Source organism: Streptomyces sp. B5E4, from assembly GCF_039871555.1.
GTDB lineage: Bacteria > Actinomycetota > Actinomycetes > Streptomycetales > Streptomycetaceae > Streptomyces.
Map to the genome: position 1 here is coordinate 1 of NZ_JBDPMI010000050.1, position 23913 is coordinate 23913.

At 73.0% G+C, this 23913-nt stretch carries 18 protein-coding genes and 2 pseudogenes; 7 read left to right on the top strand and 13 right to left on the bottom strand.

Features of this window, described 5'->3' with window-relative positions:
- Positions 1-2083: 2083 nt before the first annotated feature.
- The 12 genes from ABGA99_RS35120 to ABGA99_RS35175 all read right to left on the bottom strand — a co-directional run bounded on the left by ABGA99_RS35120 (position 2084) and on the right by ABGA99_RS35175 (position 15250).
- A complete protein-coding gene (locus tag ABGA99_RS35120; RefSeq protein WP_347581670.1) occupies positions 2084-3412 on the bottom strand; it encodes an MFS transporter in 1329 nt (442 codons plus the stop codon).
- A gap of 342 nt (positions 3413-3754) precedes the next feature.
- Positions 3755-4624: a zinc metalloprotease HtpX gene (gene htpX / locus ABGA99_RS35125; protein ID WP_347581647.1), complete on the bottom strand. Its 870-nt coding sequence runs from the start codon at positions 4622-4624 to the stop codon at positions 3755-3757.
- A 140-nt stretch (positions 4625-4764) separates the two neighbouring features.
- Complete coding sequence (locus ABGA99_RS35130) at positions 4765-6333, bottom strand: NADH-quinone oxidoreductase subunit N (RefSeq protein WP_347581648.1); 1569 nt, start codon at positions 6331-6333, stop codon at positions 4765-4767.
- On the bottom strand, positions 6333-7898 hold the full coding sequence (locus ABGA99_RS35135) for an NADH-quinone oxidoreductase subunit M (protein WP_347581649.1): 1566 nt from the start codon (positions 7896-7898) through the stop codon (positions 6333-6335). Before ABGA99_RS35135 ends, ABGA99_RS35130 begins: the two co-directional genes overlap by 1 nt.
- Positions 7899-8098: 200 nt before the next feature.
- Positions 8099-10135, bottom strand: coding sequence for an NADH-quinone oxidoreductase subunit L (locus tag ABGA99_RS35140; RefSeq protein ID WP_347581650.1), 2037 nt, complete (start codon positions 10133-10135; stop codon positions 8099-8101).
- Entirely contained in the window at positions 10132-10563 is a 432-nt protein-coding gene (gene nuoK / locus ABGA99_RS35145) for an NADH-quinone oxidoreductase subunit NuoK (protein WP_347581651.1), read from the bottom strand. Before nuoK ends, ABGA99_RS35140 begins: the two co-directional genes overlap by 4 nt.
- Positions 10563-11156: an NADH-quinone oxidoreductase subunit J gene (locus ABGA99_RS35150; RefSeq protein ID WP_347581652.1), complete on the bottom strand. Its 594-nt coding sequence runs from the start codon at positions 11154-11156 to the stop codon at positions 10563-10565. Before ABGA99_RS35150 ends, nuoK begins: the two co-directional genes overlap by 1 nt.
- A complete protein-coding gene (locus tag ABGA99_RS35155; RefSeq protein ID WP_347581653.1) occupies positions 11153-11692 on the bottom strand; it encodes a 4Fe-4S binding protein in 540 nt (179 codons plus the stop codon). The genes ABGA99_RS35150 and ABGA99_RS35155 overlap by 4 nt, the downstream gene beginning before the upstream one ends.
- A 45-nt stretch (positions 11693-11737) precedes the next feature.
- Positions 11738-12697: a complex I subunit 1 family protein gene (locus ABGA99_RS35160; RefSeq protein ID WP_347581654.1), complete on the bottom strand. Its 960-nt coding sequence runs from the start codon at positions 12695-12697 to the stop codon at positions 11738-11740.
- Positions 12694-14271, bottom strand: coding sequence for an NADH-quinone oxidoreductase subunit C (locus ABGA99_RS35165; protein WP_347584215.1), 1578 nt, complete (start codon positions 14269-14271; stop codon positions 12694-12696). The genes ABGA99_RS35160 and ABGA99_RS35165 overlap by 4 nt, the downstream gene beginning before the upstream one ends.
- Positions 14268-14867, bottom strand: a complete 600-nt coding sequence (locus ABGA99_RS35170) for an NADH-quinone oxidoreductase subunit B family protein (protein WP_347581656.1) — start codon at positions 14865-14867, stop codon at positions 14268-14270. Before ABGA99_RS35170 ends, ABGA99_RS35165 begins: the two co-directional genes overlap by 4 nt.
- On the bottom strand, positions 14858-15250 hold the full coding sequence (locus ABGA99_RS35175) for an NADH-quinone oxidoreductase subunit A (RefSeq protein WP_347581671.1): 393 nt from the start codon (positions 15248-15250) through the stop codon (positions 14858-14860). The genes ABGA99_RS35170 and ABGA99_RS35175 overlap by 10 nt, the downstream gene beginning before the upstream one ends.
- 292 nt (positions 15251-15542) lie before the next feature.
- Between ABGA99_RS35175 and ABGA99_RS35180 the strand changes: the two genes are divergently transcribed.
- The 5 genes from ABGA99_RS35180 to ABGA99_RS35200 all read left to right on the top strand — a co-directional run bounded on the left by ABGA99_RS35180 (position 15543) and on the right by ABGA99_RS35200 (position 22236).
- Positions 15543-16760: a sensor domain-containing protein gene (locus ABGA99_RS35180; RefSeq protein WP_347581657.1), complete on the top strand. Its 1218-nt coding sequence runs from the start codon at positions 15543-15545 to the stop codon at positions 16758-16760.
- Between the two features lie 132 nt (positions 16761-16892).
- Complete coding sequence (locus ABGA99_RS35185) at positions 16893-18209, top strand: sensor domain-containing protein (protein WP_347581658.1); 1317 nt, start codon at positions 16893-16895, stop codon at positions 18207-18209.
- Positions 18210-18389: 180 nt separating this feature from the next.
- Positions 18390-19049, top strand: a complete 660-nt coding sequence (locus tag ABGA99_RS35190; protein ID WP_047020276.1) for a response regulator transcription factor — start codon at positions 18390-18392, stop codon at positions 19047-19049.
- Positions 19050-19277: 228 nt separating this feature from the next.
- Positions 19278-21167, top strand: a complete 1890-nt coding sequence (locus ABGA99_RS35195) for a 2-oxoacid:acceptor oxidoreductase subunit alpha (RefSeq protein WP_347581659.1) — start codon at positions 19278-19280, stop codon at positions 21165-21167.
- A complete protein-coding gene (locus ABGA99_RS35200) occupies positions 21160-22236 on the top strand; it encodes a 2-oxoacid:ferredoxin oxidoreductase subunit beta (protein WP_347581660.1) in 1077 nt (358 codons plus the stop codon). Before ABGA99_RS35195 ends, ABGA99_RS35200 begins: the two co-directional genes overlap by 8 nt.
- Before the next feature lie 81 nt (positions 22237-22317).
- Here the strand turns inward: ABGA99_RS35200 and ABGA99_RS35205 are convergent.
- Positions 22318-22575: pseudogene (locus tag ABGA99_RS35205) on the bottom strand (helix-turn-helix domain-containing protein); the annotation flags it as partial.
- Positions 22576-22583: 8 nt separating this feature from the next.
- On the opposite strand from ABGA99_RS35205, the pseudogene ABGA99_RS35210 reads away from it, so the two are divergent.
- Both ABGA99_RS35210 and rarD read left to right on the top strand, forming a co-directional pair.
- Positions 22584-22772, top strand: a pseudogene (locus ABGA99_RS35210) (KR domain-containing protein); the annotation flags it as partial.
- A 96-nt stretch (positions 22773-22868) separates the two neighbouring features.
- Entirely contained in the window at positions 22869-23888 is a 1020-nt protein-coding gene (gene rarD, locus ABGA99_RS35215) for an EamA family transporter RarD (protein WP_347584216.1), read from the top strand.
- Positions 23889-23913: the final 25 nt, after the last annotated feature.

Genomic DNA, 23913 nt, shown 5'->3' on the forward strand with positions numbered 1-23913 from the left:
GGGGGCACGGGTCGGGGGGGTGGGGGGGGGGACGTGGCCGTGGGCTTGGCGGGTGCGGGGGTGCGGGGGTTCGAGGGTTCGGGGGTTCGGCGCTGTTGACGCCGCGTACGAAGTGGAGACGGCCCACCGGGGGACGGACGGCGGAGCGGGGTAGCTCGGCGAGCGGGGGCGGGGCGACCGGGGCGCAGCCCGAGGCGGGGCGGCGCGAACGCGGGCGGCTGCGCCTACGGGGGCGGCTGCCCTGCGAGGGGGGAGCCCACTGGCGGACGTTGCCCTGGTCCGGAGACGGTGTCGGGGTTCCCCGGCTTGTACGCGAGCTGCCTCGACGTGGGTTTGGAGCATTGGCCCCCCTCGAAAGCAGGCCGCCTCCGGGGGACCGGCAACGGCCCCTGCCTCGACCGTCGTACCAGGCGCGCGGTTCCGCCCCCACACCCGAAACGCAACACCTTCCACCACACCGTGCCGCGCACCCACCGGCACCGTGCCGGGCCTGTTGCCGCAGCCCGCTGGCTGCCAGCCGCCGCCCCGGCCCGGCACGACCGACACGAACTCGCGGCAGCCCTCTCCAGAACCACCGCAAGAAACCCACCCCGAGCCGACGTCCGCCAAGCGAAGCCTCCCGAACACGGCCAGCGGCCACCGGCCCTGGCGCGTGGACGCCATCGGTACGATTTCGACCGCACAGCACCCGCAAATCCGACGAAAGCACCCACGGCAACCGACTTCTGCCCACCGACACGCACCCAACACCTCCCAGCCCAACCCACCGCCACCGAGAACGCCTCGGCGCATTCCGCCGGGACAAACTCTCGGCAACCGGCCTCAGATAACCACCCGAATCACCCGCACGACCCGACTTTCGCCCACGGGGACGCACCACCCAACCCCACGGGCGCCGACCGCCGGCCGAACGAACGCCACCGAGACGAACCCGCGGTAACCCCCTCTCCAAACCGGGGCAAATCGCCCTCTCGGGCGGACTTTCTCCCATCGGCGCGCCCCCAGCCCTCGACGAGACCCGCCACCGCTGCTCGCGGCTCCCGGGCGGACAGATTGTGTCGTAACTCGCGGTAACACTCCTGGATCCGGCCCGAATCGGGCCCCGGAGGCCGACTTCTGCCCATCGACACGCATGCACCGGCCGGCCGACGCCGAACTACGCCGCCCGGCCGGCGCCGCGCCGGCACCCCGATGCCGCTCCCCTCCCCCGAAGGCGGACCACCCCGCGGACAAAGGATCACGCCAGCCACGTACGACGCCTTCACCAGCGCACGGCCCGGGGCCGCCCCCCTCCCATGCTCCACACACCTCAGCCACGCACCCGGCCCACCCCACGAACACCCCCGACCTCAACCCCGACGCCGCCCGGCACCACGCACACCCCGGCGCCGGACCTCGCGCACCCGGGGACATCCGCGACGGAGCCCGCCCCGGCCCGGGGTTCCGCCCCCCGTCCGACGGGGTGCCCCGCAAGCGGGGCAAGCCCAACTCCAGGCGTCCCGGCCCCGTTCGCCGGGCACCGCGTCCGTAGTCCCAGCGGAGGGCGCCCCCTCCCTGCGGGCCACCCATAGCCGCCGGTCTTTTACGGGCCCCCCGGGGGCCCCCAACGACGCCCCTTCTCCTTCGCGGACCCCCCGTGCACCGGCACGCCCCACGCACCACCGCCACCCCGACACCGCACCCCCGTACCCGAGCCCCGCAACCGTTAGCCCAGCTCACAGCGCCGGTGACCCCCGCGCTGTCAGACCAGCCGCATACCCTTGGGCGGGCGTGAGGGGAGATGGCGGAGATGGCGGAGATGGCGGAGATGGCGGAGATGGCGGAGATGGCGGGCTGCGGCAGCCGCGGCGTGGATCCCTCCCCGTAGCCCCATCCGCTCCAGCGTGGATCCCACCCCGTAGCGGATGCCCGAGCGCGTGGTCGACCGAGCGCGTGGTCGACCGGGCACGGGGTCGACCGGGCACGGGGTCGACCGAGCGCGTGGTCCACCGAGCGCGTGGTCCACCGGGAACGGCGCCCCGCAAACCCGCACCCAGCAACCCTCACACCGGCAACCCCCGCCCCACCGCCGGCAACCCACCCCCTACCGCAACGCCCCACCCGCCCCCATCCGCCAAGCCACAGCCCCCGCCGCCACCAGCCCTCCGACCGCCAGCACGCTGCTCGTCACAAACGGGTTCGCATCCCCCAACCCCGGTGCGAATCCCACCCCCACGTACAGCGTGACCCCCGTGGCGCCCCCCAGTTGGTCCGCCGCCCGCTGGACGCCCGAGGCGATCCCCGCGTCGTCCTCCGTCACCCCGCTCACCGCCGCGTACTGCAGGCCGATGATGCCGAACCCCAGCCCCGCCGCGATGAGCAGCATCGCCGGGATCATCGCCGGCGCGCCCCCCTCGACGTGGGTCACGAACCCCAGCACCGCCAACGCCAGCCCCGTCAGCCCGATCCCCGTCAGCGCGCACATCCTCGCCCCCCAGCGGCCCAGCACCCGGGGCACGAGCACCGACGCCCCGATCAGCGTGAACGCCAGCGGCAGCATCATCAGCCCCGCCTCCAGCGGGCGGAGGCCCCGGTACTCCTGCAGGTAGTACGTGAACAGCAGGAACGACGTCGACAGCGCCGCGCTCAGCAGCGCCGTCGCCAGATTCGCCCTCACCCGCGGGCCGTTGCGGAAGAAGCCGAGTGGTACGAGGGGGTTCGCCGAGCGGCGTTCCACCGTGGCGAACGCGACCGCCGCGAGCGCCGCGCCCGCCAGGGACACCGGCGGCAGCCACGACCCCCTGCCGCCCTCCTCCCCCGCCTCCACCACGCCGACCGCGAACAGCAGCGGTGCCGCGGTCAGCAGCAGCGAGCCGGGCAGGTCCGCCGGGGTGCGGCGGGCCGGCGGGTCCGCCGGTACGAGGAGGAGCGTCGCCGCGAGGACGACCAGGATGAACGGGACGGACACGAGGAAGATCCACCGCCATCCGAACAGCTCCGTGATCACTCCGGAGAGCACGAACCCCAGAACCAGCCCGCAACTGGCCACCGCCCCCCAGACGCTCAGCGCCCGGGACCGCCGCGGTCCCTCCGGGAACATCAGCACGACCACCGCCATCGCCGCCGGCAGCGCGATCGCCTCGCCGGCGCCCTGGAGGAGCCGCGCCGCCACGAGCCAGGCGAACGACGGCGCCAGTCCCGCCAGCAGCGACGCGAGGCCGAAGAGCGCCGTGCCGGACAGCAGCACGCGGCGCCGGCCCAGGACGTCGCCCAGCCGGCCGCCGAGCATGAGCAGCCCGCCGCCGGTGATGGTGTATCCGACGACCACCCACGTCAGTTGGCGGTCGTTCGCCCCGAAGTCGGCGCCGATCGACGGCAGGGCGACGTTGACGACGGTCACGTCGACCGCGATGAGGAACTGCAGCACGGCCATGCAGCACAGCACCAGCCATGACCGCACCGGGGACGCGGAGTCCGCGCGCGCGGAAGGAATGCCTGAGAACACCTGGAAGCTCCGTTGCTCGGAAGACGAGTTCCGGGCAGCACAAGAGGCCGCTCCGGTCGATCACGAAGCGACGGAACTGTACGAGCTTGTCTACGGGCCCACAGGAACGCAGACGCGCACCTGCGGGCGAAAAGGTGACGTACGTCCCGCCGCTAGCGGGACGTCCTCGTCACACCGGCGCAGCCGGCTCCAGAAGCACCTGACATGGGTCCTACGCTAACCCACCCGGCCGACAGGCGACACGCGACAGGGCCACAGAGCAGCAGCCCGTCAGTGGCCCAGGTCCCGGCCCGCCATGCGCTCCAGCCGGGCGATACGTTCCGCCATCGGCGGGTGCGTCGAGAACAGGCGCGACATATTGCCCGATCCCCGCCGGAACGGGTTGGCGATCATCATGTGGCTCGCCGTCTCGATCCGCGGCTCCGGCGGCAGCGGGAGCTGCTTCGTCCCCGCGTCGAGCTTCCGCAGGGCGCTCGCCAGGGCCAGCGGGTCGCCGGTGAGCCGGGCGCCGGTCTGGTCCGCCTCGTACTCGCGCGAGCGGCTGACCGCGAGCCTGATGATGCTCGCCGCCACCGGGCCCAGGAAGAGGACCAGGAGCATGCCGAACGGGCCCGGGCCGTTGCCGTTGCGGTCGCCGCTCGGGATCAGCCAGGCGAAGTTCACCAGGAACATCACCACCGACGCGAGCGCGCCCGCGATCGACGAGATGAGGATGTCCCGGTTGTAGACGTGCATCAGCTCGTGCCCCAGGACGCCGCGCAGCTCGCGCTCGTCGAGGATCTGCAGGATGCCCTCGGTGACGCAGACCGCCGCGTTGCGCGGGTCGCGGCCGGTGGCGAAGGCGTTCGGCGCCTGCGTGGGCGAGATGTAGAGCCGGGGCATCGGCTGGCGGGCCTCGTTGGAGAGCTCGCGCACGATGCGGTACAGATTCGGCGCCTCGATCTCGCTGACCGGGCGGGCGCGCATCGCGCGCAGGGCCATCTTGTCGCTGTTCCAGTACGCGTACGCGTTGGTGCCGATGGCCACGACGAGCGCGATGATCAAGCCCGTACGGCCGAAAATGCTGCCGATGAGCAAGATCAGCGCTGACATGCCGCCGAGGAGCGCGGCTGTCTTCAGCCCGTTGTTCGACCGGTGCACAATGTGCCCTCCAAAGCCTGCCGCCGCTAGTGTCGGCCGTCTCCCTCCAGTGGACCCCTCCCACGCACAGAACGCGCGACCCGCCGGGCAAGTTCCCTGGTCAGCGCAGATTCCCCGTGAGCCGGGCGGGTGAGGCGGCGTTACAGCAGGGCTTCGCCCGCGAAGCGGAGTACGAGCTGCGGGGCGCCCGAGAGCGCGACGCCGAGCGCCGCCGTCAGGCCGATGGCACCGCGCAGCGGGGCGGTCAGGGTGGTACGTACCGGGGTGGGACTTCCGTCCGCCGACGGGGCCGGGCGGAACAGCAGCGCCGTCCACTGCAGGTAGTAGTACAACCCCACCACCACGTTCGCCGCCATGACCACCGCCAGCCACCCGAGCCCCGCGTCCACCGCGGCGCCCAGGACCGTCACCTTCGCGAACAGGCCGATGATCCCCGGCGGCAGCCCCGCGAGGTTGATCAGGAAGAACGCCAGCGCCAGCGCGACCGGCAGCCGTGTGGCCGCCAGGCCCCGGTAGTCGGTGACCCGGCCGCCGCGGCCGCCCTTCGCGGCCACCGCGGCGACCACCGCGAAGGCGCCGAGGTTCACGACCGCGTACATCAGGGCGTACGAGAGCGTGGAGCCCACCGCGCGCTCCGGTTCGTCGGCGTAGGCCGCGGCGGCGATCGGGACCAGCAGGTAGCCGGCCTGCGCCACCGACGACCAGGCCAGCAGCCGGACCGCGCTGTGCGGGGCGTCGAGGCGCTGGCGCAGGGCGGCGACGTTGCCCGCGGTCATCGTCAGTGCCGCCAGGACCGCGATCGCCGGGCCCCACACCTCGTCGTACGCGGGGAAGGCCACGACGGTGACGAGGATCAGCCCGCTGAAGCCCACCGCCTTGCCGACGACCGACAGATACGCGGCGACCGGGATCGGTGCGCCGACGTACGTGTCGGGCACCCAGAAGTGGAACGGCACCGCCGCCGTCTTGAAGGCGAACCCGACCAGCGTCAGCACCACCCCCGCCGCCGCCAGCGTCTCCAGTCGCTCAGGCGCCGTCGCGAGCCCGTCGGCCAGCCGCGCCAGGTGCAGGCTGCCCCCGGCGGCGTAGACGAAGCTGATGCCGAGGAGCATGACGGCGGTCGCGGTGACGGAGGAGAGGAAGAACTTCAGCGCCGCCTCGGACGACAGCCGGTCCCCGCGGCGCAGGCCGACCAGCGCGAAGGCCGGCAGCGAGGCGACCTCCAGGGCGATCACGAGCGTGGCCAGGTCGCGGGCGGCGGGCAGCAGGGCGGCGCCCGCGACCGAGGCCAGCAGCAGGAACCAGAACTCGCCCGCGGGCAGCTTCGTCGCGCGCACGTCGTGCACGGACAGCAGCGCGGCGAGCAGCGCGCCCGCGAGCACCAGCAACTGCACGACGAGCGCGAAGCGGTCGGCGGTGTAGCTGCAGACGCCGGGATCGTCGGTGAGGCAGAAGGTGCTGCGGTCGCCGTCGAGGAGCGGCAGGAGCGCGAGCAGGGAGACGGCGAGGGCGGCGACCGCGCCCCAGCCGAGGAGATGCTTCGCGCGCTCGGGTACGAAGAGGTCGGCGACCAGCAGCGCGACGGCGGCCACGGCGACGATCGTGGGCGGCGCGACGGCGAGCCAGTCGACGGACTGGACGACGGACTTCGCGAGGACCGTGTCCGCGGTCCCTCCGGCCGGGAGTGCGGCGGCGGGTGCGTACGTCATCAGCTTCCTCCCGCGAGGAGCTTCTGCACGGCCGGGTCGGTCAGGCCGAGGAGTGCGGCGGGCCAGAGCCCTGCGAGGACGGTGAGCGTGACGAGCGGGCTCCAGGCGGCGATCTCGTAGCGGCGTACGTCCCCGAAGGCCGGCCGCTCCCCCGCCGTTCTGTCGCCCATGCAGACGCGGCGTACGACGAGCAGGAGGTACGCGGCGGTGAGCAGGGTGCCGAAGCCGGCGACGGCCATGAAGACCAGGTACGCGGGACGCGAGAGCCCGGCGGCCGGGTCGAAGGCGGCGAACATCGCCAGCATCTCGCCCCAGAAGCCCGCGAGCCCCGGCAGCCCCAGCGAGGCGACCGCGCCGAACGCGAGCAGCGCGCCCAGGCGCGGGGCGCTGCCGTAGAGGGCCGCGCCGGTGCGGCCGGCGAGGGCGTCGAGATCGGTGGTGCCGGTGCGCTCCTTGAGGGCGCCGACGAGGAAGAAGAGCAGGCCGGTGATGAGGCCGTGGGCGATGTTGGCGAAGAGCGCGCCGTTGACGCCGGTGGGGGTCAGCGTGGAGATGCCGAGGAGCACGAAGCCCATGTGGCCGACGGAGGAGTACGCGATGAGCCGCTTGAGGTCGCCGCGTGCTCCGGTACGGACGAGGGCGAGGCAGGCGAGGGAGCCGTAGAGGATGCCGGTGACGCCGAAGGCGGCGAGGTAGGGCGCGTACGTCTCCATGCCGTCGGGGGCGATGGGCAGCAGGACGCGCACGAACCCGTACGTGCCCATCTTCAGCAGCACGCCGGCGAGCAGGACCGAGCCGACGGTGGGGGCGGCGGTGTGGGCGTCGGGGAGCCAGCTGTGCAGCGGCCACATCGGGGTCTTCACGGCGAGGCCGATGCCGATGGCGAGGACCGCGATGAGCTGCGTGGTGCGGCTCAGCTCGGCGCCGTTGTCAGTGGCGAGTGCCACCATGTCGAAAGTGCCGCCCTGGAACCCGACGAGGAGGAGGCCGAGGAGCATCACGACCGAGCCGAGCAGCGTGTAGAGGATGAACTTCCAGGCGGCGGCGGTCCGTCCGGCGCCGCCCCAGCGGGCGATGAGGAAGTACATCGGGATGAGCACCATCTCGAACGCCAGGAAGAACAGCAGCAGGTTGAGGACGGCGAAGGTGGCGAGCATCCCGCCTTCGAGGACGAGCAGCAGCGCGACGAACGCCCGGGGTGACGGCCCGGCGGGCATGACGAAGTAGCCGTAGACCGCGCAGAGGAAGGTCAGCAGCGCGGTGAGGACGAGAAGGGGGAGCGATACGCCGTCGACGCCGAGGTGCAGCCGGATTCCGAGGGCGGGGATCCAACTGACGTCGGAGTCGGCCTGCATGGTGCCGGCGTCGTCGTAGTCGAAGCCGGCGGCCAGGACGACGGACAGGACGAACACGGCGCCGGTGACGGTGACGCCGTGGCGCAGCACGGCCTGGTCGGGGCTCTTGCCCTTGAGGCCGGGCGGCGGGGGGAAGAGAGCGGCCAGGGCGCCGAGAAGGGGGAGGACGACGATGGCGGCGAGGACGAGCTGCATCGCGGTGTGGTTCATACGCGGGTGACCTCCGCGGCTTCGGAGGACGGCCGGGGCAGGGGACGGGAACGGTCCGGGCGGCTGCCCGGTCGGCGCACGGACGTACCGGGGGCGGGCGCCGGGGCCGTCGGGCGGTGCGCGGCCGGGCTGTTTCCGTGGCGGTGCGCGGCCGGGCGGGTGCCGGGGTGGCGTGCGGGCGTGCCGGTGTCCATGCGGCGTCAGCCTCCCGTGACCGATGTGGTGGCGACGACGACCGCGACGGCCAGGACGAGTGCGCCGCCGAGCAGCGCGCTGAGGTAGCTCTGCACGTTGCCGGTCTGCGCGCGGCGGACCGCGGCGCCGAGCAGCCGTGGCGCGGTGCCCGCACCGCGTACGTACGTGTCGACGACCTCCCGGTCCAGGAAGCGGACCAGCCGGGCCGCGGCCCGTACCGGGCGGACGAAGCACGCGGCGTACAGGGCGTCGACGTGGAAGCCGCGGCCGGCGTGCCGGTAGAGGACGGGGCCGAGCAGTATCCGGCCGGGGTCCGTGGCGGTGCCGTCGGGGGCGGCGCCCGACGCGGCGGAGCCCTCGTCCGACGGGCTGCCGTACACCGTCTCGTGCGTGGCCTCCGCCTCCACCTCGGTGAGCGCCGGCTCGGCGTCGGGGTGTGCCGTCACCGCGCCGGCGGGGACGCGGGCGGCGATCCCGGCGGTCTGCTTCCACGCCGCGTACGTCGCCGTCACGCCGACGAGCGCCAGCCCCGTACCGAGGACGGCGGTGGCGAGCGTCGGGGTGAGGGCGTGGTCGCCGAGCCAGTCCGGGAGCGTCCAGACGGTCAGCCCGAACGCCATGGTGGGCACGAGCAGCAGCCACAGCACGGCGTTCATGACGACCGGCTGCGGGCCGTGGTCGGGGGCGGGTTCGCCGCGGCCGTGGAAGGAGAGCAGCCACAGCCGGGCGGCGTACGCGGCGGTGAGCAGCGCGGCGGCGAGCCCGGCGACCAGGACGGTCCAGGCCGCGGCGGCGGGGATGCCCTCCGCGTCGCCCGTCACGGCGTGTTCCGCGGCACCGAGGACGGCTTCCTTGGAGAAGAAGCCGGCGAAGGGCGGGATGGCGGCGAGGGCCAGGAGGGCGGCGGTCATCGTCCAGTAGGCGTCCGGCACCCGCTTGCGCAGGCCGCCCATCCGGGCCATCGCGGCCAGTGAGTTGGTGCCGGCGGCGTGGATGACGACGCCGGCGGCGAGGAAGAGCAGCGCCTTGAAGGCGCCGTGCGAGAGGAGGTGGAAGACGGCGGCGTCCCGGGAGCCCACGGCCAGCGCGCCGGTCATGTAGCCGAGCTGTCCGACGGTCGAGTACGCGAGCACGCGTTTGATGTCGTCCTGCGCGAGCGCGGCGAGCGCCGAGCCGACCATCGTGACGGCGGCCAGCACCGCCAGCACCACCAGCGCGGCGGCCGAGGCGGCGAAGACGGGCAGCAGCCGGGCGACGACGTAGACGCCGGCCGCGACCATCGTCGCCGCGTGGATCAGCGCGGAGACGGGCGTGGGGCCCGCCATCGCGTCGGGCAGCCAGGTGTGCAGCGGGAACTGCGCGGACTTGCCCGCGACCCCGGCGAGCAGCAGCAGCGCGATGAGCGTGGGGTGCGCGAGGCCGTCGCCGGAGACGGCCGCGGTCAGGATGCCGTTGATCCGGAACGTACCGGCCTCGGAGGCGAGCGCGAAGATGCCGAAGAGAAAGGGGACGTCGCCGAGCTTGGTGACCAGGAACGCCTTGAGCGAGGCGGAGCGCGCCACCTCCGTGTCCCAGTAGTGGCCGACGAGGAAGTACGAGCAGATGCCCATGATCTCCCAGCCGACCAGCAGCACCATCAGGTCGCCGGAGTAGACGACGAGGAACATCGCGGCGGTGAAGAGGGAGACGAGGGCGGCGTACGAGGAGTAGCGCGGGTCGTCGCGCAGATAGCCGGTGGAGTAGATCTGCACGCACGAGGCGACGACGCCGACGAGCACGGCGACGAGCACCGCCATGCCGTCGAGGTGCAGCGCCAGGTCGATGGGCACGGAGCCGGTCGGGGTCAGCTCGGTGGCGGCGGTCACCGGCTCGTCGCCGCCCTGCCGCGCCGCGACGACGGCGGCGAGCACGGCGGCGGTCACGGTCGGCAGCACGGCCAGCGGCTGCACCATGCCCGGTGAGCGGCGGCCGAGGAGCAGGCCGGCGACGGCGCCGAGGAACGGCAGGAGGGGGACGAGTACGGCGAGGGTGGAGGTGGTCACGCGGTGGCCTCGGCCTTCTTCGACGCGGTCCCGGACTCGTCGCCGGCGGCGGCGCCTTCCGCCGCGTCCGCTGCTGCGTCGTCCGCCGCGTCCGCCGCCCCGCCGCCGGTGCCGCCCGCGTCGGTGTCGGCGAGGTCGCGCAGCCGGTCGACGGCCGAGGTGCCCCGGTTGCGGTACACCATCAGCACGATGGCCAGCCCGATGCCGATCTCGGCCGCGGCCAGCGCGATGATGAACAGCGTGAACGACTGCCCGGAGCGCAGGACGTCGCGGAACGCGACGTCGAAGGCGACGAGGTTGAGGTTGACGGCGTTGAGCATCAGCTCGACGGACATCAGCACCAGGATGGCGTTGCGCCGCGCCAGCACGCCGTAGAGGCCGACGCAGAACAGCAGCACCGCCAGCACCGCCGGATACGCGAGATGCATCAGCCCTCCCCGCTGCCGTCGGCGGCCTCGGCTGACTCGGCGGCGTCCTCGTCGGCCTGCCCACCGTTCTTGCGCGACAGCACGATCGCCCCCACCAGCGCGGCCAGCAGCAGCACCGACAGCGCCTCGAAGGGCAGCACCCAGTGCCGGAAGACGCTCGCCCCCAGCAGGTCGGTGGTGCCCTTGGGCTCGTCCAGGTCGATCCACGTCGTACGGAACGCGTCCACCACCAGCGTCACCAGCAGCACCGCCGCCGCCCCCGCCACGCCCAGCGCCACCCACCGGTTGCCCGAGTCGGCGTCCGGCGAGCGGCCTATCGGCGCGCGGGTCAGCATCAGCCCGAAGAGCAGCAGCACAACCACGGAGCCGACGTAGATCAGCACCTGCACCCAGGCGACGAACTCGGCCGTCAGCAGCAGGTACTCGACCGCCAGCCCGCCGAGCGCGACCACCAGCCACAGCGCGGCGTGCACCAACTGCCGCGTGGTCACGGTGATCACGGCGGCGCCGAGGGTCACCAGGCCGGTGAGGAGGAAGACGATCTCGACGCCGGTGGGCGACAGGAAGCCGTGGGTCTCGGCGGCGAGGGTCATGCGTCGTCGCCCTCCCCGGCCGCGGGCTCCCCCGCGTCCCGTACCCGCGCGGCCTCCGCCGCCGCCTGTTCCGCCGCCTCCGCCTTCTCCACCGCTTGACGCGCCGCGCCCAGTTCCTTCGGCTCCTCCCCCGCCGGGTCCGGCGCGGGCGGGACCGGCACGGTCCACATCCAGTCCCGCAGCCGGTCGCGCTCGTGGGTCAGCTCATGGATGTCGGTCTCCGCGTACTCGAACTCCGGCGACCAGAAAAGCGCGTCGAACGGGCAGACTTCGATGCAGATCCCGCAGTACATGCACAGCGCGAAGTCGATCGCGAAGCGGTCGAGCACGTTGCGGCTGCGCTCACGCCCGCCGGGGGCGGCCGGCGGCGCAGTCTCCTTGTGCGAGTCGATGTAGATGCACCAGTCCGGGCACTCACGGGCGCACAGCATGCAGACCGTGCAGTTCTCCTCGAACAGCGCGATGACGCCGCGGCTGCGCGGCGGCAGCGCGGGCAGGGTGTCGGGATAGTGCGCGGTGTGCGAGCGCCGCGTCATCGTACGCAGCGTGACCGCAAGCCCCTTGGCGAGCCCCTTCACCGGTCAGATCACCACCTTCACGATGCCGGTCAGCGCGATCTGCGCGAGGGCGAGCGGGATGAGGGTCGTCCAGGCGAAGCGCTGGATCTGGTCCTCGCGCAGCCTCGGGTACGTGACGCGCAGCCAGATCACGGCGAAGGCGAGGATCCCGGTCTTCAGCAGCGTCCAGAGCCAGCCGAGCCCGTCGGCGTACGGGCCGTGCCAGCCGCCGAGGAAGAGCACGGCGGTCAGCGCGCTGAGGACGACGATGCCGGCGTACTCGGCGAGCAGGAACAGCGCGAAGCGCAGGCCGGAGTACTCGGTGTACGCGCCGAAGATGATCTCCGAGTCGGCGACGGGGGCGTCGAACGGCGGGCGTTGCAGCTCGGCGAGACCGGCGGTGAAGAACACCACGCCGCCGACGAGCTGCCACGGCAGCCACCACCACTCGAACCCGTCGACGATCCCGACGAGCGAGACCGTCCCGGCGGCCATGGCGACGGAGGCGGCGGCGAGCAGCATGGGCAGCTCGTAGGCGAGAAGCTGGGCGGCGGTACGGAGGCCGCCGAGGAGCGAGTACTTGTTGGCGGACGCCCAGCCGCCCATGAGGGACCCGAGGACGCCGACGCCCATGACGGCCAGGACGAAGAAGATCCCGGCGTCCAGTGCCTCGCCGACGCCGCCGTCCGGGGCGAAGGGGATGGCGACGAGGACGATGAGGTAGGGCAGGAGGGCGACGGCGGGGGCAAGCTGGAAGACCCGGCGGTCGGCGCCGGCGGGGACGACGTCTTCTTTCTGTACGAACTTGACGCCGTCGGCGACGAGTTGCGCCCAGCCGTGGAAGCCGCCGGCGTACATGGGGCCCACGCGGCCCTGCATGTGGGCCATGACCTTGTGCTCGGTCTGCCCGACGACGAGGGGGAAGAGCAGAAAGACGACGAGCACGCCGAGCAGGGTGAGCAGGATTTCGAGCACGTCGTTCACGGCGCGTCACCGCCTTCGCGCGCCTCGCGGGGCGGAGCGTCGTCGTCCGGGCCGGAGTCCTCGGACGCGGGCTCGCCAGCGGCGGGCCCGGTGGAGGGGGTGCTGCCGCCGGCGGGTTCGGGCGGCGCGGATGCGCCGGCGGCGGGCTCCGAGGATGAGGAGGGATCGCCTGCGGCGGGCGGCTCGGTCGCCGGCGGGGCACCCCCGGTGGGCTCGGCGGGCGGCATGCCTTCGCCCGGGGCGGGCCTGTCGGGCGGGGTCGACTCGTCGTCGGGCCGGGGGCGTTGCCAGGGGGCATCGGGCGTACGGGTACGGGAGCGCGGCTCCCCGCCCGCGGCGGCGGGCCCGCCGCCGGCGGCCCGCTGCGAAGCGGAACCCTCACTCGCCGAACGCGCGCGGCGCGCACCGCGGGGCGGGCGCCCGGCCCCGGCGTCGCCGGGAGCCCCGCGCGCGGGGCCGCCCGACGGGCCGTCGGCAGCCCCCGTACCACCGGCGTCGTCGCCGTCGTCCGTCTCGCGGGACCGGGACGCGGCCCCCTCGTCGGCTCCCCGCTGCGACGCCGAACCCTCACTCGCCGAGCGCGCGCGCCGCGCGCCGCGGGCCGGGCGGCCGGCACCGGCTACGGCGGGGGCCGAGGCTGCGTCCGGCGAGGTCCCCGCCGGTGCGTCCCCTGCGGCGGGGCCGCCGCCGGGGGCCCGGTGCGATGCCGAGCCCTCGCTTGCCGAGCGCCCGCGGCGGGCGGCGCGGGCCGGGCGGCCCGTCTTCTCTTCGCCGGGGGGCGCGGCGCCTGCGGCGGGGGGCGCTTGCGCGGACTCCGCCTCCGCGCCCGTCGGGCGGTCGCGCGCTTCGTCCGGCCGGGTCACCGGACCCTCGCCTGCGGGCGCCGCACCGGCACTCCGCTGCGACGCCGAGCCGGTGCTCGCCGAGCGGGTGCGGCGGGCCGGGGCGTCCGCTCTCGGCCCGCCGCGGCGGGCGGGGCGGGTGGGCGGTGGGGGGAGGGTGCCCTTCTGGGGGCCCCAGTCGTTGGGGTCAGGGACGCCCGGGGGCTGCATCTGGCGGCGCTTCGGGCCGCCCGCGTGGGATTCGCCCGGCTCCTTCGCGCCCGGCCAGGCCTTCGCCACCCGCGCCGCCAGGACGAAGTCCTTCCGCAGCGGGTGGCCCTCGAACTCCTCCGGCAGCAGCAGCCGCGCCAGGTGCGGGTGGCCCGGGAAGTCGACGCCGAACATCTCGTGCGTCTCGCGTTCGTGCCACGCCGCCCCCGCGTAGACACCCGTCGCCGTCGCCAGCGCCGGGGCCGCGTGCGGCACCGTCGTGCGGAGCAGCAGCCGGCGCGGCGGGGTGCCGACCGCGACGACGTGGGCGGCGATGCGGAAGCCCTCTGCCGGTTCGTCGACGGCGCTGAGCCAGTCGAAGAACGTGCAGCCCAGCTCGTCGCGCGCCGTCTGCAGCGCTGCGGTCCAGGCGGTCGGCGGTACGTCGACCGTCAGGACGTCGTACGCCTCCTTCGCCACCGCCTTTGGGCCGAACAACTCCGCGGCGCGCCGCGGGAGCCAGCCCTCCCCCTGCTCCGTCATCTGCCGTCCTCCGGCGGCTTCACCAGCCCGCTTGTCAGCGCTCCCACCGACGCTCCGGCCCCGGCCGCCCCGTTCCCGTACCGCTCCTCCAGCGACTCGCGCGCGATCTTCTCCTGGAGCTTCAGGATCCCCTGCAGCAGCGCCTCCGGCCGCGGCGGGCACCCCGGCACGTACACGTCCACCGGGATGATCTGGTCCACGCCCTTCGTCACCGCGTACGAGTCCCAGTACGGCCCGCCGCAGTTGGAGCACGCGCCGAAGGAGATCACGTACTTCGGCTCCGGCATCTGCTCGTACAGCCGCTTGACCGACGGCGCCATCTTGTCGGTCACCGTGCCGGACACCACCATCAGGTCCGCCTGCCGCGGGCCGGGGGCGAACGGGATGACGCCGAGGCGGATGAAGTCGTGCCGGGCCATCGACGCGGCGATGAACTCGATCGCGCAGCAGGCGAGGCCGAAGTTGAAGACCCACAGGCTGTAGCGGCGGCCCCAGTTGAGCACGACCTTCATCGGCTGGGGTGCCAGCCGCTGGAGGACGCCCAGTTTCTGCACGGGCTCACTCCGCGCGGGCTCGGCGGCGGGGTTCACGTCCATTCCAGGACGCCCTTCTTCCAGGCGTACAGCAGGCCCACGGCGAGGAAGCCGAGGAAGATGAACATCTCCACGAGCGTCACCGCCCCGTACCCCGGCGCCGCGAAGACCGTCGCCCAGGGGAAGAGGAAGATGACGTCGACCGCGAAGATCACGTACAGGAAGGCGTACACGTAGTAGCGGACCTGCGTGTGCGCCCAGCCCTCCCCGACCGGGTCCACCCCGCACTCGTACGTCAGCAGCTTCTCCGGTGTCGGTACCGCGGGCCGCAGCAGCCGGGCGCCGCCGAAGGCGACCCCGACGAAGAGCAGGCCCAGCACGGCGACGAGGCCGACCACCCCGTAGCCGTCGAAGTACCCGGCGGCAACGGCGTCGGCGGCGAGCATGTCCGGCACGTCCGCTTCGCTCCTGACTGCTGTGGCTGGCTGACCCGTGCGCGTTCGGTCAGGACATCGATCTGTACGGGCAAGGAGTGTAGGCCCTGCCCCGCGGGCTGTGGCCATCCCGTGTACGCCACTTCCTGCGAGCCGCGGGCGGCGCGGACGCCGCAGACGGGGCCCCGCACCCGCCGGAGGCCCCGAAACGGAGGCTTCTCCGCAAAGGGTGGGGTTAACCCCCGTACGTTCCCCGGTACACCCCCCATGGCGCCCCCGTGCCCCGGCGCGGCACCCTGGGAGGATGACCCACAGCCGCCCTGGTGCGGAGCCGCCGGCCAAGCCGAGCGACGACAAGCCGCTGCCCCCACCGCGCCCGCCGCTCAGCGGCACGACCTGGCTTGAGATCGTGCACCTGCTGGTGAACCTCCCCATGGCGATCTTCGCCTTCACCTACGTCTCGATCTGGCTCTACGCCGGCGCGCTGCTGTCGATCACCGTGATCGGCCTGCCGCTGCTGGCCGCGGGCCTCGCCGGCGCCCGCGGGATCGGTTCGTGGGAGCGCGCACGGGCGCGGGCGCTGCTCGGCGTGCACGTCGAGGCGCCGACGCCGATCCGGCGGAGCACGTACGGAGGCTTCCTGCCGTGGCTGTGGGCGACGCTGAAGGACCCCGTCGGGTGGCGGACGACGCTGTACAGCGTGATGCGGCTGCCGTGGGGGGTCCTCACGTTCGCCCTGACGATCAGCTCGCTGTTCGTCCTGTGGCCGCTGCTGCCGTGGCTGGCGCGCGGGCTGACGGAGGTGGACCGGGCGATGGTGCGCGGGCTGCTGGGTCCTTCGGACCCGCTGGAGCGGCGCATCAAGGAGCTGGAGGAGAACCGCGGCGTCGTGGTCGACACGGCGGCGGCGGACCTGCGGCGCATCGAGCGCGACCTGCACGACGGCGCGCAGGCCCGGCTCGTGGCCCTGGCCATGGGGCTGGGTCTGGCGAAGGAGAAGCTGCTGGAGGACCCGGAGGCCGCCGCCGAGATGGTCGGCGAGGCGCACGGCGAGGTGAAGCTCGCCCTGGAGGAGCTGCGCGACCTCGCCCGCGGCATCCACCCGGCGATCCTCACGGACCGCGGCCTCGGCCCGGCGCTGTCGGCCGTCGCCGCCCGCTGCACGGTGCCCGTCTCGGTGACCGTCGACCTCAAGGACCGCCCCGCGCAGGCCATCGAGGGCATCGCGTACTACACGGTCTCCGAGTTGCTGCAGAACATCAGCAAGCACAGCGGTGCCAAGACCGCGAGCGCCGACGTGTGGCGGGCGGAGGGGCGCATCATGGTGCAGGTCACCGACGACGGGAAGGGCGGCGCCCGGCTGGACGGCGGCACGGGTCTGTCGGGGCTGACGGAGCGGCTGGGCTCGGTGGACGGGCTGCTGGTCGTGGAGTCGCCGAGCGGCGGTCCCACGGTCGTCACCGCCGAACTCCCCTGGCGCAACCGCGAGTCCCAGGCGCAGCCGCAGCAGACCCGCGGATAGCCCCCGGGGTGGGGTTTTCCCCCGTACCGACAGACCGACCTGCTCCATGGCCCGCGGCGCCCCCGCCGGGGAGGCTGGAGGCACAAGCTCGACAGACCCGTCACCAGCGCTCCGGCAGAAGGACTTCCGACGATGGACAGCACCGCGTACGCACCCGAGGCCCGCCGCCCGCGGCTTCCCCTCGCCCTGCGTGCCCCCTTCGAGGCACGCACCTGGCGCGAGTTCCTCTACCACCTGCTCAGCCTGCCGGTGTCGATCGTGTTCTTCGTCTACACGATCACGATGCTGTCGCTCGGCCTGGGTCTGCTGATCACGTTCCTCGGCGTCCCGGTGCTCGCCGGGATGCTGGCCGGCTGCCGCGGCATGGGCTACTTCGAGCGGACCCGCGCGCGGCTGCTGCTGGGCCTGCACGTCGACGACCCCGAGCCGCTGCGCCGGCGGGCGTCGGGGTTCATGGGCTGGGTCGGGTCGCTGTTCCGCAGCGGCGAGTCGTGGCGGACGATGCTCTACGGGCTGCTGCACATGTTCTGGGCCGTGTGCTCCTTCAGCATCTCGGTGGCCGTGATGTTCTGGAGCTGGTCCATGGTCACCTACCCGCTGTGGCAGTGGGTCTTCCCGGCGCACTGGGGCCAGGACGGGCTCCAGGTGTACGGGAACGCCGACGGCGACGGCTGGTACCTGGACTCGCCCCTGGAGCAGCTCTTCGCGGTCGGCGTCGGCGCGGTGTTCCTGCTCGCCTCGCCGTGGGTGGTGCGCAGCCTGTCGTACGTGGACCGGGCCATGGTCATCGGGCTGCTGGGCCCGTCGAAGCTGGCGACCCGGGTGCAGGAGCTGGAGACGGACCGCGGGGTCGTGGTGGACACGGCGGCGGCGGACCTGCGGCGCATCGAGCGCGACCTGCACGACGGCGCGCAGGCCCGGCTGGTGGCGCTGGCGATGGACCTGGGGCTGGCGAAGGAGAAGCTGCTGGAGGACCCGGAGGCGGCGGCCGCGATGGTCGACGAGGCGCACGGCGAGGTGAAGCTCGCGCTCCAGGAGCTGCGCGATCTGGCCCGCGGCATCCACCCGGCGATCCTCACCGACCGTGGCCTGGGCCCGGCGCTGTCGGCGGTCGCCGCCCGCTGCACGGTCCCGGTGTCGGTGACGGTGGACCTGCTGGAGCGGCCGGCGCAGTCGATCGAGGGCATCGCGTACTACACGACCTCCGAGCTGCTGCAGAACATCAGCAAGCACAGCGGCGCGAGCCGGGCCATGATCGACCTGTGGCGGGCGGACGGCCGGCTGATGATCCAGGTGACGGACGACGGCAGCGGCGGCGCGCGGCTGGACGCGGGCTCGGGGCTCTCGGGGCTGGCGGAGCGGCTGGGCTCGGTGGACGGGCTGCTGGTCGTCGACTCCCCGCCCGGCGGTCCGACGGTGGTCACGGCGGAGCTGCCCTGGCGGGCGTGAGCAAGGTCACGGGGACGGGGCCGGCCCGCGGGCCGGCCCCGTCCCCGTACGGCCGACTCGGCTCCACGGCCACCCTTTACCTGCCGTTATCCGCCACCGGCACCTCCCCCGCCGCGGAATCCTGGGATGCTGGAGGTCTACACATCTTCGTATGGGGGGCAGGCAACGGTGGAGGACAGCGTGCGGGTGGTCATCGCCGAGGATTCGGTGCTGCTCCGGGAGGGGCTCACCCGGCTGCTCACCGACCGGGGCCACGAGGTCGTCGCCGGTGTCGGCGACGGCGTCGCGCTGGTCAAGACGGTCGGGGACCTGGCCGCCGAGGGCAGCGCGCCCGACGTCGTCGTCGCCGACGTACGGATGCCGCCGACGCACACCGACGAGGGGGTCCGCGCGGCCGTCCAACTGCGGCGCGAGCATCCGGACGTCGGCGTGCTGGTGCTCTCGCAGTACGTCGAGGAGCAGTACGCCACCGAGCTGATCGCCGGCTCCAGCCGCGGCGTCGGGTATCTGCTGAAGGACCGGGTCGCCGAGGTCCGCGAGTTCGTCGACGCCGTCGTCCGCGTCGCCGAGGGCGGCACGGCGCTCGACCCGGAGGTCGTCGCCCAGCTCCTGGGCCGCAGCCGCAAGCAGGACGTGCTGGCCGGGCTGACCCCGCGGGAGCGCGAGGTCCTGGGCCTGATGGCCGAGGGCCGGACGAACTCCGCGATCGCCGGGCAGCTCGTCGTGAGCGACGGCGCAGTGGAGAAGCACGTCAGCAACATCTTCATGAAGCTCGGGCTGGCGCCGAGTGAGGGAGATCACCGCCGGGTGCTCGCGGTCCTCACGTACCTCAACTCCTGACCGCCCCGCGCCCCGGCGGCCCGCCCCGGTGACAAGGGATTGTCACACCGGCGGATGGGGTCAAGAGGAACACTAGATAGCGACAAAAGCGGATATAACCCGACGTCTCGCCACCGTCCAGTTTACGGACGGGCTCAGGAAGGCATGCCTAACCCGCGTACGATGGTCACTGGGTCAGGCGGTCGGAATCCCGTTCCCGAGCGGCCGCCGCGAGGGAGGTCCACGAAGGTGACCAGCGAGGTCAACAGCAAAGAGGTCAGGCGCCTGGACCGGGTGATCATCCGGTTCGCCGGTGACTCCGGAGACGGGATGCAACTGACCGGGGACCGCTTCACCTCGGAGACGGCGTCGTTCGGCAACGACCTGTCGACGCTCCCGAACTTCCCCGCCGAGATCCGCGCCCCCGCAGGCACGCTGCCGGGGGTTTCCAGTTTCCAGGTGCACTTCGCCGACCACGACATCCTCACCCCGGGCGATGCGCCCAACGTGCTGGTGGCGATGAACCCGGCCGCCCTGAAGGCGAACATCGGCGACGTCCCGCGCGGCGCCGAGGTGATCGTCAACACCGACGAGTTCAACAAGCGCGCGATGGCCAAGGTGGGCTACGAGGCGAGCCCTCTGGAGGACGGCTCCCTCGACGGGTACAGCGTGCACGAGGTGCCGCTGACCACGCTCACGGTCGAGGCGCTGAAGGAGTTCGGGCTGTCCCGCAAGGACGCCGGACGCTCCAAGAACATGTTCGCCCTCGGCCTGCTGAGCTGGATGTACCACCGCCCCACCGAGGGCACGATCGAGTTCCTGCGGACCAAGTTCGCGAAGAAGCCCGACATCGCCGAGGCCAACATCGCCGCCTTCCGGGCGGGGTGGAACTTCGGCGAGACGACGGAGGACTTCGCCGTCTCGTACGAGGTCGCCCCGGCCCAGTCCGCGTTCCCCGCCGGCACGTACCGCTCGATCTCGGGGAACCTGGCGCTGGCGTACGGCCTGATCGCCGCGGGGCAGCAGGCGGACCTGCCGCTGTTCCTCGGCTCGTACCCGATCACGCCGGCCTCCGACATCCTGCACGAGCTGAGCCGCCACAAGAACTTCGGCGTCCGCACCTTCCAGGCCGAGGACGAGATCGCCGGCATCGGCGCCGCACTCGGCGCCGCCTTCGGCGGCGCGCTGGGCGTGACGACCACCTCGGGCCCCGGCGTCGCGCTGAAGGCCGAGACCGTGGGCCTGGCCGTGTCGCTGGAACTGCCGCTGCTGATCGTGGACATCCAGCGCGGCGGCCCCTCCACCGGGCTGCCCACCAAGACCGAGCAGGCGGACCTGCTGCAGGCGATGTACGGGCGCAACGGCGAGGCGCCGGTGCCGATCGTGGCGCCGGCCACGCCGTCCGACTGCTTCACGGCGGCCCTGGACGCGGCCCGTATCGCGCTGACGTACCGCACGCCGGTGATGCTGCTCTCCGACGGCTACCTCGCCAACGGCTCCGAGCCCTGGCGGATCCCGGAGGTCGACGAGCTGCCGGACCTGCGGGTGCAGTTCGCCACCAAGACGAACCACACCATGGACGACGGCACCGAGGTCTTCTGGCCGTACAAGCGCGACCCGCAGACCCTCGCCCGGCCGTGGGCGATCCCCGGCACGCCGGGCCTGGAGCACCGCATCGGCGGCATCGAGAAGGAGGACGGCTCGGGCAACATCTCGTACTCGCCGTCCAACCACGACCTGATGGTGCGCACCCGCCAGGCGAAGGTCGACGGCATCGAGGTGCCCGACATCGAGGTCGACGACCCGGAAGGACCCTCGGGAGAACGAGCGCGCACGCTGGTGCTGGGCTGGGGCTCGACGTACGGGCCCATCACCGCGGCCGTACGCCGCGTGCGCCGCGCCGGCGACCACGTCGCGCAGGCCCATCTGCGCTACCTCAACCCGTTCCCGGGCAACCTCGGCGAGGTGCTGGCCGGGTACGACAAGGTCGTCGTCCCCGAGATGAACCTCGGCCAGCTCGCGACCCTGATCCGCGCCAGGTACCTCGTGGACGCCTTCTCCTACAACCAGGTCAACGGCATGCCGTTCAAGGCCGAGCAGCTCGCCACCGCTCTCAAGGAGGCCATCGACAATGGCTGAGACGACCGCTGAGGGACCGGCGATCGACACCCTTTCGCTGATCCCCAAGGCCGAAGCCAAGCAGTCCATGAAGGACTTCAAGACGGACCAGGAAGTGCGCTGGTGCCCCGGCTGCGGCGACTACGCCGTCCTCGCCGCCGTCCAGGGGTTCATGCCGGAGCTGGGCCTGGCCAAGGAGAACATCGTCTTCGTCTCCGGCATCGGCTGCTCGTCCCGCTTCCCGTACTACATGAACACCTACGGGATGCACTCCATCCACGGCCGCGCTCCGGCGATCGCCACGGGCCTCTCCAGCACCCGGCGCGACCTGTCGGTCTGGGTCGTCACCGGCGACGGCGACGCGCTGTCCATCGGCGGCAACCACCTGATCCACGCGCTCCGCCGCAACGTCAACCTCAAGATCCTGCTCTTCAACAACCGGATCTACGGCCTGACCAAGGGGCAGTACTCGCCGACCTCCGAGGTCGGCAAGGTCACCAAGTCGACCCCGATGGGCTCGCTGGACGCGCCGTTCAACCCGGTCTCGCTGGCGCTGGGCGCGGAGGCGTCCTTCGTCGCCCGTACGGTCGACTCGGACCGCAAGCACCTCACCGAGACGCTGCGCGCGGCGGCGGCCCACCCGGGCACGGCGCTGATCGAGATCTACCAGAACTGCAACATCTTCAACGACAACGCCTTCGAGGTGCTGAAGGACCGCGAGCAGGCGCAGGAGGCGGTGATCCGGCTGCAGCACGGGCAGCCGATCCGCTTCGGCGCGGACGACCACAAGGGCGTCGTGCGGAACCCGGCCACGGGCGACCTGGAGATCGTGGAGGTGACGCCTTCGAACGAGGCGGACATCCTCGTCCACGACGCCCACGCCGCCACCCCGACGACGGCGTTCGCGCTCTCCCGGCTGGCCGACCCGAACACGCTCCACCACACGCCGATCGGCATTCTGCGGGACGTGAACCGGCAGGTGTACGACACGGAGATGGCGGAGCAGCTCGACGACGCGGTGCAGCAGAAGGGCAAGGGCGACCTCGCGGGGCTGCTCGCGGGGGGCGACACCTGGACGGTGCTCGGCTGAGCCGGCCGCCCGCCGCGGTCTGACGGTCCCGCGACCGCCGGTCCCCGGCCGATACGACCCGGGCCCGGGCCCGAGCACTCGGGCCCGGGCTTCGTCGTACCCCTCCCGCGCCGCGGTCACCGCGGGCCCGCTGTCGTTCGCCCGGATCGCCAACGGCCGTACCCGCAGGGCCGCCTGCTCGCCGAGCGGGGTCAGCGAGTACTCCACGTGCGGCGGGACGACGGGCCTCGCCTCGCGCAGCACGAGGCCGTCGCGCTCCAGGGTCTGCAGGGTCTGCGCGAGCATCTTCTCGCTCACCCCGCCGATCCGCCGCAGCGCGCTGAACCGCATCGTGCCCTCCGGCAGCGGTCCTGCTCGGCGCCGGGCTGCCGGAGGCGATGGCCGACGTGCTGGTCGACGTCGACGCGGCGATCTCCCGCGGGCTGCCGGCCGGTACCCCGGGCGAGCTGTCCCGGCTCCTCGGCCGGCCGGCGACGCCCCTGGCCGAGGCGGTCGCGGCGGGGCTCGCGGCGGCCTCGGCGACGCGACAGCCGTAAGGACCCAAATGCTGATACAGATATGACAACGGGCTCTCCCGCCCGCTACCGTCGACACGGCGCACGCCGTGCGGGCAGCGGAACGGGAGGGCGGCCGTGGGGTCATCAGGTGAAGCACCGGCGCGCGCGGCGAGCGAGGCCCGGCTCGGGCTGCTCTACGGCTTCGCCGCGTACGGCAGTTGGGGCGTCATCCCGCTCTTCTGGCCCCTGCTGGAGCCCGCGAGCCCCGCGGAGATCCTGGCCAACCGGATGGTGTGGTCGCTGGTCGCGTGCGTGCTGCTCCTGCTGGTGCTGCGCCGCTGGGCCTGGATCCGGCCGCTGCTGCGCGAGCCGCGACGGCTCGCGCTGGTCACGGGGGCGGCGGCGACGATCACGGTCAACTGGTTCGTCTACATCTGGGCCGTCAACTCCGGACACGTCGTCGAGGCGGCCCTCGGCTACTTCATCAACCCCCTCGTGAGCATCGCCTTCGGCGTGCTGCTGCTGCGGGAGCGGCTGCGCGCGCTGCAGTGGATCGCGGTGGCGGTCGGCGCGGCGGCGGTCGTCGTGCTGACGGTGGGCTACGGGCGGCTGCCCTGGATCGCCCTGGTGCTGGCCTTCTCCTTCGGGACGTACGGTCTGATCAAGAAGCGGATCGGGCTGGAGGGCATCGAGTCCTTCGCCGCGGAGACGGCGGTGCAGTTCCTGCCGGCGCTGGTGTTCATGCTGGTCCTGGGCGCCCGCGGCGACTCGACGTTCCACACCGAGGGCGTCGGCCACGCGCTGCTCCTCGCGAGCTGCGGTGTGATCACGGCGTTCCCCCTGATCTGCTTCGGCGCGGCGGCGGTCCGGCTGCCGCTGTCGACCATCGGCCTGATGCAGTACCTGGCGCCGACCCTGCAGTTCGCCCTGGGAGTCCTGTACTTCCGCGAGTCGATGCCGGCGGAGCGCTGGGCGGGCTTCCTGCTGGTGTGGCTGGCGCTGGCCCTGCTCACCTACGACGCGCTGCGCACGGCACACCGCGGCCGGCTGGCGTTGCGCCGGGCGTCGGCCGAGGCGAGGGCGGCGGCCCTGGGCAGCCCGGCGGCGGCTACGGCCGGCGTGGGGGAAGCGGCGAACCCGGCCCGGCCCGTCTGAGCCACCGGCCCCGGTCTCTCGCGGC

Excerpts from the sequence above, each read along its gene's own strand:
- ABGA99_RS35120 (WP_347581670.1), bottom strand. The coding sequence starts at position 3,412 with ATGGCCGTGCTGCAGTTCCTCATCGCGGTCGACGTGACCGTCGTCAAC.
- ABGA99_RS35130 (WP_347581648.1), bottom strand. The coding sequence starts at position 6,333 with ATGACGTACGCACCCGCCGCCGCACTCCCGGCCGGAGGGACCGCGGAC.
- ABGA99_RS35135 (WP_347581649.1), bottom strand. The coding sequence starts at position 7,898 with ATGAACCACACCGCGATGCAGCTCGTCCTCGCCGCCATCGTCGTCCTC.
- nuoK (WP_347581651.1), bottom strand. The coding sequence starts at position 10,563 with ATGCATCTCGCGTATCCGGCGGTGCTGGCGGTGCTGCTGTTCTGCGTC.
- ABGA99_RS35150 (WP_347581652.1), bottom strand. The coding sequence starts at position 11,156 with ATGACCCTCGCCGCCGAGACCCACGGCTTCCTGTCGCCCACCGGCGTC.
- ABGA99_RS35155 (WP_347581653.1), bottom strand. The coding sequence starts at position 11,692 with ATGACGCGGCGCTCGCACACCGCGCACTATCCCGACACCCTGCCCGCG.
- ABGA99_RS35165 (WP_347584215.1), bottom strand. The coding sequence starts at position 14,271 with ATGACGGAGCAGGGGGAGGGCTGGCTCCCGCGGCGCGCCGCGGAGTTG.
- ABGA99_RS35170 (WP_347581656.1), bottom strand. The coding sequence starts at position 14,867 with ATGGACGTGAACCCCGCCGCCGAGCCCGCGCGGAGTGAGCCCGTGCAG.
- ABGA99_RS35175 (WP_347581671.1), bottom strand. The coding sequence starts at position 15,250 with ATGCTCGCCGCCGACGCCGTTGCCGCCGGGTACTTCGACGGCTACGGG.
- ABGA99_RS35180 (WP_347581657.1), top strand. The coding sequence starts at position 15,543 with ATGACCCACAGCCGCCCTGGTGCGGAGCCGCCGGCCAAGCCGAGCGAC.
- ABGA99_RS35185 (WP_347581658.1), top strand. The coding sequence starts at position 16,893 with ATGGACAGCACCGCGTACGCACCCGAGGCCCGCCGCCCGCGGCTTCCC.
- ABGA99_RS35200 (WP_347581660.1), top strand. The coding sequence starts at position 21,160 with ATGGCTGAGACGACCGCTGAGGGACCGGCGATCGACACCCTTTCGCTG.